We start from the raw sequence: 15314 nt of genomic DNA on the forward strand, positions 1-15314 counted from the left end.
ACAGCACCAGCAACATCGCTGCGGGTGCGGGCAGCATCGACCTGCGCAGCAATGCCATGGCGAACTACGGCATCCTCCGCATGGCGGCCAATGCCCCGCTCTCCGACTTCAAACTCCTCATCGGCAACCTTGGTGGCCCGCAAGACACCTCCTACTTCGGCCTTGCCGGCGGCAACGGCTTGAACGGTGGCGGCAAGAATGCCGGCAGTGCAATCATCGCGCTGAACACGGTTTATACGCAGACGATCAATCTCGCGAAGATCGGCGACGGCACCGCCTTCCTCGGCAGCACTCAGAACGGTGTGGGTCTGAACGGCAGCTACAACGCCGCCACCCTCGGAGTCGGCGCGGGCAACACCTACCGCCTCGGTGTTGGTGGCAGCATTCTCTACGTCTCCAGTGACATGGCCAATAGCAACGTGCTCACCGGAGCGGGTGCGGCTCTCATCGTCGGCCTGCCCCACAGCGGTCTGAACGGGGACAATATCACCGCCGGCAACGGTCGTGGCATTGCGGTCCTCATGACCGCGAACAACTACACCGGCAGCACGTTGGTTAACCGCGCCAGCACGCTGGAATTCCGCGGCAGCCTGACGACGAGCAGTTTTGACACTTGGGGCACCCTGACGGCCGGAGGCCTGGGCGGTACCTTCCTCAATGCGGCTGGCACGGCCATGCTGGCCCCGGTCACACTTCGGAACACCGCGGAGCTCCGCTTCGACTACTCCACCGGCCTGCTCGCCACCGCCAAGCTCGAAGGTTACGGCGGCCAGGGCCGCTGGCTGAACAATCAGACCGTCGACCTCAACAACTCCACCATCCGCCTCATCGGCAACCGCGACATCGAAGTCACGGAAACCGTGGGTGACGTGAACGTGGGCAAGTTTGGACAGTTCGCCGTCCAGCGCGACTTGCTCGACCGCACCGTGAATCTCATCATCGGTGGCGGAGCCGGCGCGGACATCACCCGTCTCACGCAGACGAACAACGGACTCGCTATTTCCGGCAACGCGGCCTCGCTTCAGATCAACCCGGCCAACGGCGGCGTCCTCGGCAGCGATGAGCGCGTGAAGCTCTTCAGCGGCATCGGGGCCAATGGCCTCGTCGCCCTCGGCGGCATCACCAATGGCATGGTGGCTCCTTGGATCGTCAACGCCACGGATGCGCAATTTCTCACCTACACGCTCGACAATGGTTTCGTGAACGCAGGCTTCGACCGCACTTCGGCTGGTGGCAACATCGCTGCAGCAGGCAACATCGTCGGCGGCAATGATCGGTTCCTCCTCAACACGGCGGTTCTGAACTTCAACGCAGCAGGCCTTGGCATCGGCTTGGATGTCTATGCCGGCCGCTTTGACACGGGCATCACCTTTGGCAATAACATCACTGCCGCCGCCACTGACCGCATCCGCCTGCAGAGCGGTGGCTTTATCAACCCCAATGCTGGAGTCCAGATCTTCACCGGCATTGAAGTCGGGGTCGCAGGCAGCGGCCTGAAGGAGTTCAACATTTACAACCAGAACACTGTGACGATCGGCACGATCACGACGCAGACAGCAACCGCCTCGCTGCCAGGTTTGTCGCCGACGACCACGGGGCAGATCACGAACGCCAGCAACGTCGTCAAGCAGGGTGGCGGCACCTTGGTCATCGACTCCCCGCAGGCCAGCTTCAGTGGAAACTGGATCGTTAACCAGGGAAGCATCCAGTTCCGTTCCGCTACGGTTCAGGCCAACCTCGGCGGCACTGCCACCCTTGCCCAGATGAACGCCGGCACAAACGGCCTCGTGGTGATCAATAACCACGGCGGCCAGCTGCAGCTCCGTTCCGATACCGCCAGCACGATCTATAACTTCGGTCTCGTCATCGGTGAAGGCAATGCCCAGGCCACGATCAACAACGACCGTGCCGCCGGCACGACCAATGCGTTGAGTATTCTGACCGGCGGTATCCGCTTCGGTGGCTCTCCTGGGGAGCAAGGCCAGACCTTGTTTGTCAGCAACGCCGGTAACAACGTCGCTATCCAGATCAACGGCCCGCTCGTCCTTAGCGCGGCCACCATGGAAGGTGCTCCGGCCTACAACTACATTCGCCAAGACCCCAACCTGACCGTTCTTGGTCTGGTGACCGGCGGTGCGACTTTGGTCCACCACGGCGGTGCTCAGCTCGACCTCGGCAACGTTTCCAACGGCATCAACACCTTTTCCGGTGGCATCATCAACATCCAGGGCACCGTGCTCATTCGCGGCACCACGACTGGCACGCCAGCGAACTTTGCCACCCTGTTCAGCGGCATCAATAATGGCGGTATTGGTGCGGGTGACATCACCCTCTATGGCGGCGCACTGAGCCTGGCCATCGACGGTGCGAACACCACCACCCGTGAGCGCTATGTCATTGGCACCAACCCTCTCGGCAACAACCTCATCGTTAACGGAGCGTCCTCTGTGACCGTCAACCGCAACGTCGCCAGCACTGCCGCCAACAAGCACCTTGTCTTCAAGGACCTCACCATCGGCAGCACGTCGCTGACCGTTGTTTCAGGCAACACCTATGTGCTGGAAATCAACAACCAGACCAACCTCACGGGCACGCCGCTGCTCGTCACCACCAACCAGTTCCTTCTCAATGGTGCCATCACCGATGGCGCAGGAACCGCACGTGGCACCATCGGCCAAGCAATCATCAAGAGCGGTGGCAGTGACCTCTGGCTCAACGGCACCACCAGCTCCTTCGGCGGTCTCTATGCCGGATCGACGAGCGCCAACGGCCTCGGTATCGTTGTCAATGCCGGCCTGCTTCGCTTTGGTGATGTCAACTCCGGCGATACCAACGCCACCACGGCGATGAACTTCGACGCCATGCTCCGTGGCAGCGCCATCCGTGTGAACCCGGGTGCGCAGATCCTCGTTGGCAGCAGCGGGCTCAACTTCGGCACCAGCCAGATCGAGCTCCTCAGTTCCGGCTCGTCCCTGTCCCTGTTCCGCATCCGCAGCACCGCCCTCACGCAGTCCAACCTGGCCAACTGGTTGTCCACCAATTCCAGCGGCGTCATCGCCCTTGATGGTGTGACCGCCACGCCGCTGAACCTTGCCGCCATCGGCAACGGCACTTCGTTCCTGGGAGCCACGACCGACACGAACTACAACTTTGAGACTCTCGGGGTTGGAGCAGGCAATGTTTACCGCATCGGTGGTGGTGGCGCCCGAGTTGCTTTCAATTCGACGGACACTGGGACCCTGGGTGCATTTGTGGAAGGGGCAACACCGGGCACGCGCGTGCTGTTCGGCAGCCAGGCCGGGAACGGCAACAGCGGTGAAACGGATCTTTTTGACGTCAACACCTACACCGGCGGCACCATCATCAGCCGAAGCTCAAGTGTCTTGACCCGCACTGCGACAACGGGTGCCAACGGCCCCCTTGGCAACGGCGGTGCCGTGGACATCTTCGGTCAGCTCCGGCTATACAGTGGCGCCACGCTGCGCAACTTCGCCGGCACAGCGAATCAATACACCGTCAATCTCCACCCCGGTGGTGTGTTGTATTTCGACAATGAAGGTGGAATCCAGAACCGTTACGACGATACGACAGCCCTAAACCTGAATGGCGGTCAGCTCTATCTCCGTGCGGAAAACAACGCTGCGACCACCACGACGGAAGTAATCGGAGCTGTCGGATTCTCCAGAGGCTCGTCCCTCCGTGTGGATCGCCGCATCACTAATGGTGCCGTGCAGTTGACGGTCGCCAGCCTCACCCGCGCGGGAGTCGGCACCACCATGGCCATTGTCACCAACGGAGCTTTCCTGGGGCTTAACGCCGGAGTCGATGAAGTGGAACGCATCAAAGTTACCGCGTGGGACACGACCCTCCCAACTCTGTCCGGCACGCTGGCCCGCAACGGAACCCCAGGCTTTGCCAACAGCGGCATGCTGCCCGCCTATTACATCGACGCCACGAGCAACACCTTCCTGAGCTACAACAGCACCACCGGCTTCCAGTCCGTGCTGAGCACGGCGACTCCCACCACCAATCAGGTGGCCTACAGCAACATCTTTGCGGGTGGCGTCTTCAGCACCAACACCAACGCCAGCAGCATCGTGGACATCACCACCGGTGCCGTGACGCTGACACAAGATCAAACGGTCTATGCGCTGCGCACCAGCCAGGGCATCAGCAGCGGCGTGGGTCAATACAACACCATTACCTTTGCCGACGGTGCCACGGACGCTGATCGCGGCGGCCTCATCAGCACGGGTACGACCACCATCGCCACCAACCTGAGGTTCGGAACCACCGGAACCAAGGAAGGCATCATCTTTAATCCTGGCACCACCACACTCACCGGCGACATCTACGCTGGCAGCATGACGAAGTTCGGTGCTGGCGCGCTTGTGATCGGAAAAGACCAGACCGCCGCTGCCAACGGCACGGGCTTCGCCGGAAACTGGACCGTCAATGGCGGTGCCCTGACCTTGAACACCTTCGGAGCATCAGGCGACGGCGGCACGATCACCCTGAACGCCAGCGGCACGGCGACCGCAGCCGGCACCACGCTGAACCTGCTGGCCCAGCCCGGCAACTCGCTCAACGGTCAATACACGGTGGGTCGCATCATCTCGGTGGACAACTCGATCATCGTGTCGACGCCGAACCTGACTGACAGTGTCGTGGGCATTAGCGAGCTCGAGTCCTTCTCGACTGACACGACTGGTCTCTCACCAGCCCGCCTCCGTGTGCAGACCGGCAACACCCGCTCCGTGTTGAATGCAGGAACACTCTTCCTCACCGGTGCGGGAGGCTCAATCATCGACATTAACGCGGGTGCTGTGAACAACCAGATCACTTCTGGTGCCACGGGTTCCGGTCTGAACGTGACCGGCCTCAACGGCAGCCGCGACCTCACCAAGTGGGGCAACGGCTACCTCTGGGTCGGCGGCAACAACACCAGCTTCACCGGAAACGTCAGCATCGAACAGGGCGCCATCGGCATCACCAACGCCAACGCTCTTGTCAATGCTGCCAGCATCATCGCCAGACGCTACGGTGTCCTCGACATTCTCACCACAGGCTTCACCAAGGTCGTGATCTACGAGGCCGGTTCCGTCGAACGCTGGAGCGTGGACAATGCCCGCAGCGGAACCATCAACCTTGGTGGCGGCTCGCTCCAGGTGAACGCCGACCAGAACACCACAGTGGCCACCATTCAGCTCAATGGCGGCTCCATCGAAGGCTTCCTTCGCACGGATGACGTGTCCAACGCCAACTCTGGTACGGTGTTCCGCACCCTCGGTTCTGGAGTCAGCATCAGCCTCCTTGGCAATTCCTTTGTTGGCCAGAATTACTTCACCGACGGCGGGAACGGCACCGACAACGGTCGCGCTTCCGACACCGGGACCGGGTCCGCATCTGACGTCAATAACAGCAGCGAGCTGACCAATACCGCCCGCGGCGCGATCCTTGAAATCAAGGGCAACATCAGTGGTGCAGGCGGCCTCACCAAGCAGAGCACTGACACCGTAATCCTCTCGGGAACGAACACCTACAATGGTGGCACCAACATCGCCAACGGCACACTCCGGCTCGCCTCAGCCGCCGCCCTGCCCAACGGCACCAACGTCACCACCTCCAGCCGCGGTGTCCTTGATCTTGGCGGTTTCAATGCCTCCATCGGCAATCTCAACTCCTCGGTGATCACAGGTTCGGCCTTCAGCAGCTCGAGCGGTTTCATCACCAACAGTGCCACGGTGATGAATACACTCACCGTCACGCCAACGACGGACAGCTCCTACAGCGGTGTCGTCCAGAACAACATCAATGTCATCAAGAGCGGCACCCAGAAGCTGGTCTTCACCAACATGAACACCTACAACGGTGCCACCACGGTGAACGGCGGAGTCCTGCAAGTCACGCATGTGACCTCCGGTGCCATCGACGGCATTTCCGGCACCTCCTCGCTGACAGTTGCCGCCGGAGCCACCTTCAATCTGCTGACCGGCACCACTGGTGGTGTGCTGACTTTGGCGCCATTCACTGGCACCATCCTGAACCTCGCTAATGGCAGCCGCCTCGGTGTCGAAGTGGGCACCCTCGGCAGCAGCATTCTCCTGAACACCGGTGCCAAGGCACTCGTGACTGGCAATGTCACAGTGGACGCCTACTTCATCAATGGCAGCGTGGAAACGGGTGACAACACCTCCACCATCCTCGCTGCTGCTTCTGGTGGCTTGGTGAACACCAACGGCAGCACTGGCACCTACTCGGTTGGCAACCTTTACAATGTCACCAATTTCAAGGTCACCGGCATTACTGCGACGGACACCCGGGTGTACTTTAACACTGCATCTACGGCGGCGCTCACAGCTGCCTACTGGGTGGGTGGCTACAGCGGAGCTCCAAATGTGTGGGCCGTATCCAATGGTTCGACGACGAGCAACTGGGCCACAGATCTGGCAGGCACCGCCACGGGACTCGTGCCGAACGTTGGCACGGATGTGTACCTCTCTGCCACCAGCAATTCGAACCAGAACAACATGGTGCTCGGTGCCGATATGAGCATCAAGAGCCTCACGGTGAACACCCAGAGCGCTGGCAGCGCGGTGGTGCTGAACAGTGATGGCGGTTACACGCTGACCATTGCCAATGGCATCACCACGGATGCGGGTTCCAGCACTGCAACCATCAACAGCAAGGTGGCCCTCAGCGCCGCCACTGCGACCATCACGGTTAACTCGACCAACGCGCTTGCCATCAATGGTGCTGTGAGCGGCACGGCCATCACGAAGGCAGGTGCCGGCACCTTGGTTCTCGGTGGAATCAACACCTACACCGGTGTCACCACTGTCAGCGCTGGTGTGCTGAGTGCTGCCAACAATCTGGCGCTGGGCACGACGGCTGGAGCCACCACGGTCTCCAGTGGGGCATCTCTGGAACTCCAGGGCGGCATCACCATCGCAGGTGAGGCGCTGACCATCAATGGAACCGGTGCCTCGAACAGCGGTGCCCTCCGCAATCTCAGCGGTAACAACATCTACAACGGCACCGTCGCCCTCGGCAGCGCCTCGACCATCCAGTCCGACGCAGGAACCCTGAGCATCAATGGCGGCATCAGTGGTGCTTTCGGCCTGACAGTTTCAGGTGCCGGAAATACGGTGATCAACGGGATCATTGGCACGGTTGCCGGCACTCTGACCAAGAACGACTCGGGCACACTGACCCTCGCCAACGCCAACACCTACATCGGTGCCACCACCATCAACGGCGGCACGGTGATTGTCTCCAATGCCACAGGTCTTGGAACCGTGGCGGGTGGCGTCACGGTTGCCAGCGGTGCAACGCTCAACATCAATGGTGTGACGGTGGCTGAAACACCGGTGAATTTGAACGGCGCCGGGGTAGGTGGAAATGGCGCCCTCACCGGCACCGGAGTGTCTACCCTAACAGGTGGATCGGTCGTCCTGCAAAGCAGCAGCTCCATTGGAGCCGCCAACGCCACGGACGTTCTGACCATCAGCAATGTGATCTCTGGCACTGGAATGAACCTGACCAAGGTCGGGGCCGGCACGGTGATCCTGTCTGCCGCCACGGCTAACACCTATACTGGCACAACGACGGTTTCGGGAGGCACCTTGCAGCTCGGCAACGGCGGCACGACCGGCGCACTCGACGTTAACAGCACGGTCAGTGTCGGCACAGGTGCGGTCTTTGCAGTCAATCGCAGCAATGCCGTCGCACAGGGTACGGATTTCGGTGCCGGCGCCATCACGGGTGCGGGTGGATTCGCTCAGACCGGCTCGGGTGTGACCACATTGTCCACGTCTGGCAACAGCTACTCTGGTGGCACCACGGTGAACAATGGTGAGCTGCGTGTCACAGGCAGCCTGACGGGCGGCGGTTCGGTGATTGTGGGTGAAAGCGGTGGTTCGCTGACCAACGCAGCAGTTCTTGCAGGTGCTGGCAACGGCACCACCAGCGGCATCATCGCTGGTGCGGTCACGGTGGGTGGAGTGAACAGCGTGGGCATTCTCACTCCTGGAGTCACCTCCTTGAATGCAGACAAGGGTGCTCTGACGATCACTGCAAGTAACACAGCGCTGACAGTGGCCACCGGTTCGCAGATTCAGCTGGGCATCACCACTCCGACCACCGCTGCGGTGACAAACTACAGCTACACCTTCAACATCGGTGCCACCACCTACGCTACCGCCAAGGCCTACTTTGACGCTCTGGGTGCAGGTGCAGATATTTACACCAAGGGGGCTCCGACAGCCTCCACGAATCACGACTTCATCAACCTCAGCGGCACCAACAGCACACTCTCTGTTGGCAATCGTTCGGGTGCCACATGGGGTCAGGGTTCCATCGTGGTGAACTCGGTGGGTGCTGTTTCAGCACAGCAAGGACAGGTCTTCAACCTGATTGACTGGAGCGGTGCCAACCTGAGCGGTGGCTTCAGTGTCGGGGCTTTCAACACCTACGATGCAAGCACCAGTGTCATTGCCGGCGATCTCGATCTTGCAGCGCTTGGTGGAGGACTGGCATGGGATGTCAGCGCCTTCAGCACCTACGGCGTCATCGTTGTGGTGCCTGAGCCATCCCGCATGCTGTTGCTGATGTTCGGTCTGCTCGGCCTCTTCTACAACCGCCGCCGCCGTTACAGCCGCCTGTAAGCGGTTCTGATTCATCAAAAAGCCCGGTCGGCCTCAGTGGCGCGATCGGGCTTTTTGCTGCCTGCTGGTCAACCGGACAGGTTGCAGCCAAGATCAGGGATGGCGGAGGAAATCAGCCGGGCAGGAGCCTGGCGGCGATATTGCGGGCGGTTTGAATCAGCTTTGCCTTCTCCTCCGCAGTGAAGTCATACGGTACCAGCTTGCCGATGCCCAAGGTGCCACAGAGGCGATCACCATCCAGCACCGGGACGGCCAAGGTACCCTGCACCTGCGTCTGTTTCGCGCCGGGTTTGGCCACGCCGGAGGTGTCTGTCTGCAGATTGCACATTTCCACGGGTTCCTTGCGCTCTGCGGCGACGCCAGCGATGCCTTTGCCCACAGGGATGGACTGGATGATGGGCATCAGCGCTTCCGGGATGCCCTGATGGGCCACCAGCTTGAGATGGCGGTCCGCTGGGTCCAGACGGTGCAAAGTACCCGTGGTACAGCCGAAATCCGCGATGGTTTGGGTGAGGAATTCAGCCCAGGAGGGGTCGGTGGAGGAAAACATGACGCAGGGAAGGAGTGTGAAGTCGGGATTTGTCGTTGTCGCGGCGAAAGGGGGCGTTATTCTGCCGCCATCTTCGTTTCTGTCATGAAAACCTGCTCTGCTTTTTTTGTCCTTCTTTGGGTGACCTCTGCCATCGCGCAGCCCGCCGCCCCGGCTGGCACCCCCATTGTGGCCAAAAGCACCTACCACCCCGACAACTCGCACTCGGAGACCATCGTTGACAAATCCACGAACGAACTCATCGAGTCCACTTACAACGCCGGCGGGGCGCTGGTGTCCAAGAAGCACTACCTGCTCAATGAACGCGGACTGCCCACCCAGGGGCACATCTACGACGGACGTGGCAACCTTGTGGCCCGCTCCCAGGTCTATTTTGATGCGTATGGGCGCGCCACGGAGATGCGCTCCTTCAATCTTAACGGCCAGTGCTATCAGCAGGTGATCTATGAGTACGATGCCCAGGGCGTCGCTAAAAAGCCCAAAGTCGTCAATGTCAATCCCGGTGCCGCCCCCTCGATCAAGCCCGGCGTCATCGATTTCACCAACAATGCGGCTCCTGGAATGGTGCAGCCACCCCAGCAAGGCGTGCCTGCCCAGGCCCCAGCCCAAGCCCCGGCGGAACCGAAGAAAAAATCCTTCTTTGGGCGGCTGTTCGGCAAATAGGAAAATACAAACACGGCATTGATGGAAGCCCCCGCACCCGGCCAGCGCTGGATCAGTCAAAGCGAGCCCGAACTGGGACTCGGAATCGTCAGCAGCATTGAAGGCAATTTTATTGACCTGCGCTTTCCTGCTGCAGGTGAAAAGCGCCGCTATGCCCGCAACGGGGCTCCGCTGAGACGCGCCAGTTTCAAGGCAGGCGACAAAATCACCCTGCGTGATGGGGCGGAACTGCAAATCGACTCTGTTGCCTCGATTGACGGGGCATTGCTCTACCATTGTGGCACACGCAGCTTCCCTGAATCTGACCTTGCCGATACGCTAAGCCTGGGTGGGCCGCAGGAGCGCCTGCTGGCCGCGAGCGTCGACGATCTGCAGGCCTTTGCCCTGCGTGCCGAGGCTGTGGAATGGCGCTGCCGCATGCAGGCCTCGCCGGTGCGTGGTTTCATCGGGGGGCGTGTCGATCCGATCCCGCATCAGATGTCCATCGCCGCAGACGTTACGGGGCGCCTGCTGCCGCGCGTCCTTCTGGCGGATGAAGTGGGGCTTGGCAAAACGATTGAAGCCGGTCTGATTCTCCATCGCCTGAACCTCACGGGGCGTGCGTCACGCATTCTGGTGCTGGTTCCTGATGCCCTGCCGCACCAGTGGTTTGTTGAACTGCTGAGGCGGTTTAATCTGATGTTCAGCCTCTTTGATGAGGAGCGCTGCGCCGCCATCGAAGCGGGAGATCCTGAGGGCAATCCTTTCCTCGACAGCCAGCTGGTACTCTGCCCGCTGTCGCTGCTGAGTGGTTCGCCCAAGCGTGCGCAGCAGGCTGCGGACGCGGCCTGGGATCTGATGATCGTTGATGAAGCTCACCATCTTGAGTGGGCCGTCGGGGCACCGGGTGTCGCTTATCAGGTGGTCGAGGCCATCGCGCAGCGGGTGCCTGGCGTGCTGTTGCTGACCGCCACGCCGCAGCAGCTTGGTGCTGAAGGTCACTTTGCCCGTTTGCGACTGCTGGACCCGGATCGTTATGGCGATCTGGACGCCTTCCTGGCTGAATCCACGCGCTATGAGCAGGTGGCGCAGGTGGTGGATCGCATCCTGCAAGGCGGGCTCATGAGTGCGGCGGATCGTGAACTCTTTGGCAGCCATTCGCCGCGGGTGCAGCAGCATGCCGCTGAGCTTGTCGGAGGCGATGAAACCGCGCGTCAGCGCCTTGTGGCGGACCTTCTGGATGAATTTGGAACTGGTCGCGTGATGTTTCGGAACACCCGTGCCGTGATTCAGGGGTTCCCACCCCGGAAGTGCCATCTGCGGGAGCTTGTTCTTGAAGCTGGGGCGACACCCGACGAGGCGCTTGCCCGATGGCTTGCTGCGACGTTGCGCGAACTTGGCGAGGCCAAGGTCCTGCTCATCTGCCGCACGCGCAAGCTTGCGGAAGACACCCATGAGCGCCTGCTGCGCGAGATCAATGTGCATGCCGTGCTCTTCCACGAAGGGCTCACGCTGATGCAGCGGGACCGGCACGCTGCGGCGTTCGCCGATCCCGAAGGCGCGCGCATTTTGATCTGCTCCGAGATCGGCAGCGAAGGCCGCAATTTCCAGTTCGCGCAGCATCTTGTTTTATACGATCTGCCACGTGATCCGGAACTGCTGGAGCAACGCATCGGACGTTTGGACCGCATCGGCCAAAAGGGGACGATCAACATTCATGTGCCGTTTATCGCGGGCAGTGAAGGGGAGGTGCTGGCGCGCTGGTATCATGACGGCCTCGACGCCTTTGAACACAGCCTGCAGGGGGCCACGCAGCTTCTGCACAGCTTTGCCGCAGAGATCGAAGGGCTCTGCACCGGTTTCAATGCTAAAAAACTCGCCGACTGCATCCGCCGCACGAAGGCGCTGAGTCTTGAAGTGCGCCAGAAACTTGAACGCGGGCACAACCGCCTGTTGGAACTGAACTCGTGCAAGCCGCGCCTCGCCGCACGCATGATCGAGCGCATTCGAGATGTGGATGCAGGGCTGGATTTCGAGCGCTTCTTCATCCGTCTGCTCGACCACTTTGGCATGCATATCGAGGAGATGACGCACCGGACCTGGTACATTCGTCCTGACAATCTGATCACGGACGCGCTGCCATCATTGCCTGAGGAAGGGCTTACTTTTTCCTTTGATCGTGAACGTGCGCTCTCTCGTGACCACGAGGCTTTTCTGACCTGGGATCATCCGCTGGTTTGCGCGGGTCTGGATGTGTTGCTCGGCTCTCCTGCTGGCAATGCTGGATTTGCGTTTTGGAAAGCGTCAGGTGGCGAGGGCTTGGTGCTGCAAACGTGCTTCATTGCGGAGTGCATCGCACCGCCAGCCTTGCATGCCACGCGCTTCATGCCTGCCATGCCTTTGCGGGTCGCGGTCGATCATCAGGGCAAGGATTTGAGTGCGGATCCTGCCTTCACCCGGGCCAAGCTCACGCCGGGTGATCCGACGCGCACGGTCGAGAACGAAACGGTACGCCACAAGCTGCTGCCCACCATGCTGGGCAAGGCGCAGCAACTTGCCGAATCGCAGCTCAAGACGCTGCAGCAGCGAGCGGTGGCGGCCATGCGGAAGCAGATGGATGAAGAGATCGCCCGACTTGAAGATTTGCAGGCGCGCAATCCGCATGTGCGGTCTGAGGAGATCGATGCCTTGCGTGATCAGCGGGATGCACTGGCGGCGGCTATTGGTGCGACCACGGTACGGCTGGATGCGGTGCGGCTGGTGTTGAGGCTGAAATGAAGAAGGGTGCGGAAGGCGGGGGCGGACAAGGGGCACAGCGAGGGTAAGAGCGTTGACTGCTCGCGGGCGCAAACTTGCTGCGGAGCTTTTTGCAGACGCTGCTGGTGGGCGTCGGGTGCGACGGTGTGCTGGGTTTGCTTCCAGGTTGTGTGGTGCCGTACCCAGGGTCGCCTCGCTGAGGCTCGGCTGACCCTGGGCTCAATTACGCAGCTCCCTTGGAGCTGAAGAACAGTGCTGGCGGAAGTCAGGAGTGGGCATGATTCCGAACTCTTGCCATCGTGCGGGTACAACACGAATCCCCTCACCCTTACCTTTGACTTCGTCTATCTCCGCTTCGCTACGGTTCCCCAAAGGGGGGCATGGGCATTGCCTTATCATCCGTGGGGAGAGGGGATTCGCTTTGTGCCCGCACAATTGTTATGCACCAAGAAGGCCATGAAATGATTTAAAGTGCTCTAATCAAAAGGGGGATCATTGCTGATCCCCCTTCGGTGAGTGTTGAATTGAAGGGATCAGGATGATCCCTGTGCTGGTCAGGCCGGCACGCCTGTCAAGCCTGGGGCCATGCCGCCGTCGTCTTCGTCTTCACGCTTTACTGGGCGTGCGTCCGGGGACTTGGGAAGGGGGGGCGGGGGTGGTGGCTTGCTCTTGTTTTCCGGGGGATTGAGGAGCCGGCCGTGAGCCATGATTTCCTTGATGTGGTTGCCGTCGAGGGTTTCGTATTCGAGCAAGGCGTGGGCGAGGACATCGAGCTTGTCCTTGTGCTTAAGCAGGACTTCTTTGGCTGTGGCGTAGGCTTCGTCGATGAGGCGTTTCACTTCTTCGTCGATCTTCTGCGCGGTGTCTTCGCTGTAGTTGCTGCTGCCACGACCCATGAAGGCGTTGCTTTCGTTTTCGCCGTATTCGATCATGCCGAGCTTGGTGCTCATGCCCCAAGAGCAGATCATGCTGCGGGCGATGCGTGAGGCCATGCGGATGTCTCCACTGGCTCCGCTGGTGACATCGCCAAACTGGATTTCTTCGGCCACACGACCGCCCATGGTGACAATAAGATTGGAGATGAGCTCGCTCTTGCGGTGGGTGAACTTGTCCTCTTCCGGCAGCATCATGGTGACGCCGAGGGAGGGGCCGCGTGGGATGATGGTGACCTTGTGGAGGGGGTCAGTGTGTTCCAGCACCTCGTTGAGGATGGCATGGCCGGCCTCATGGTAGGCGGTGTTTTCCTTTTCCTTCTCGGTGAGGGCCATGCTGCGACGTTCACGGCCCCAGCGCACCTTGTCACGGGCTTCTTCGAGCTCGGGATTGGTGATGGACTTCATGTTTCTGCGTGCGGCGAGCAGGGCGGCTTCGTTGAGCAGGTTGGCCAGTTCGGCACCGGAGAATCCAGGGGTGCCACGAGCGATTTTGGAAAGGTCGGCGCTGTCGGCCAGCTTCACCTTCTTGGCGTGAACGCGGAGGATTTCCTCGCGGCCCTTCACATCGGGAAGGTTCACAGTGACCTGGCGGTCAAAACGGCCGGGACGAAGCAGTGCGGGATCAAGCACATCGGCGCGGTTGGTGGCGGCGATGATGATGATGCCTTCCTGAGTGTCAAAGCCGTCCATTTCGACGAGCAATGCATTGAGAGTCTGTTCACGTTCGTCGTGACCACCGCCCATGCCGTGACCGCGATGACGGCCCACGGCGTCGATTTCGTCGATGAAGATGAGGCAGGGGGCGTTCTTTTTGCCCTGTTCGAACATGTCACGCACACGGCTGGCACCGACACCGACGAACATTTCGACGAAGTCCGAGCCGCTGATGCTGAAGAATGGAACATCGGCCTCGCCCGCGATGGCTTTGGCGAGGAGGGTCTTGCCGGTGCCGGGAGGGCCGGTCATGAGCACGCCCTTGGGGATCTTGCCGCCGAGGCGCTGGAACTTCTTCGGGTCCTTGAGGAACTCGACGATTTCCTGCACTTCTTCCTTGGCTTCCTCAACGCCGGCCACGTCCTTGAAGGTGACCTTGTTGCGGTCCTGGGCGAGCATCTTGGCCTTGCTCTTGCCGAAACTCATGGCGCCACGGCCTGCGCTGCGAAGCTGCTGGCGCACGAGAAAGTAAAAGAAGGCGAGGATGACCAGCAGAGGAAGAAGGAAGCCGATGAGGGAGGACCACATCTCGTTGTCATAGACAGGGATGAGGACGAGCTTGTGAGCGTCGAGCAGCTTGTGGAGCTCCTCCTTTTGAAACTCAATGTTCACGGCAACACTGAAAGCCTTCGACTCCGGTTTGGTGGTTTCGAGGGCGGGTTTCTCAGTAATTTCCTTGGCTGGCTCGGCAGGAACAGGTTTGATTACGCTAGGCGCTGCAGGCTCGGTGCTGCCTGCTGCGACCGCAGGCGGCGTGACGCTGGCAGGCAATGGGAAATAGCTGCCCTCAATGGTTTGCTTTGAGGTGGCGTCGGAATTGATAAGGACCAGCGGCTTGTTCGGGTCGATGCGGTCAGCTTCAACGTGCTTCTTGAATTCTGCGTAGTCGAATACCTTGCGGCTTCCGGTCAGTCCCTTGTTCATCATGAAGCCCGAGATCAGCAGTGTGATCGCGAGTGCGAAGAGCATGAAACCACGCCAGTTGAACTGCGGATCTTGGTTGCGACGGTTGGGGCCGTCGGGGCGATTGTTGAAGGGGTCGTCGGACAT

5 protein-coding genes are annotated in these 15314 nt (G+C 60.5%); 3 read left to right on the forward strand and 2 right to left on the reverse strand.

Features of this window, described 5'->3' with window-relative positions; genetic code table 11:
• Positions 1 to 56 precede the first annotated feature (56 nt).
• Positions 57 to 8666 (forward strand): beta strand repeat-containing protein, encoded by an 8610-nt coding sequence (locus tag ACIREA_RS11585; protein ID WP_397382435.1) that lies wholly within the window; start codon positions 57 to 59, stop codon positions 8664 to 8666.
• A gap of 112 nt (positions 8667 to 8778) precedes the next feature.
• Here the strand turns inward: ACIREA_RS11585 and ACIREA_RS11590 are convergent, their stop codons facing one another.
• On the reverse strand, positions 8779 to 9216 hold the full coding sequence (locus tag ACIREA_RS11590) for a GAF domain-containing protein (RefSeq protein ID WP_397382436.1): 438 nt from the start codon (positions 9214 to 9216) through the stop codon (positions 8779 to 8781).
• 84 nt (positions 9217 to 9300) lie between these two features.
• Here ACIREA_RS11590 and ACIREA_RS11595 point away from each other — a divergent pair, with 84 nt between their 5' ends.
• Positions 9301 to 9879, forward strand: a complete 579-nt coding sequence (locus ACIREA_RS11595) for a hypothetical protein (protein WP_397382437.1) — start codon at positions 9301 to 9303, stop codon at positions 9877 to 9879.
• Between the two features lie 21 nt (positions 9880 to 9900).
• Positions 9901 to 12636, forward strand: a complete 2736-nt coding sequence (gene rapA / locus ACIREA_RS11600) for an RNA polymerase-associated protein RapA (RefSeq protein ID WP_397382438.1) — start codon at positions 9901 to 9903, stop codon at positions 12634 to 12636.
• Between the two features lie 533 nt (positions 12637 to 13169).
• Here rapA and ftsH read toward each other — a convergent pair.
• Entirely contained in the window at positions 13170 to 15233 is a 2064-nt protein-coding gene (ftsH, locus tag ACIREA_RS11605; protein WP_397382439.1) for an ATP-dependent zinc metalloprotease FtsH, read from the reverse strand.
• Positions 15234 to 15314 lie beyond the last annotated feature (81 nt).

It is taken from the genome of Prosthecobacter sp. (assembly GCF_044373815.1).
Lineage (GTDB): Bacteria > Verrucomicrobiota > Verrucomicrobiia > Verrucomicrobiales > Verrucomicrobiaceae > Prosthecobacter.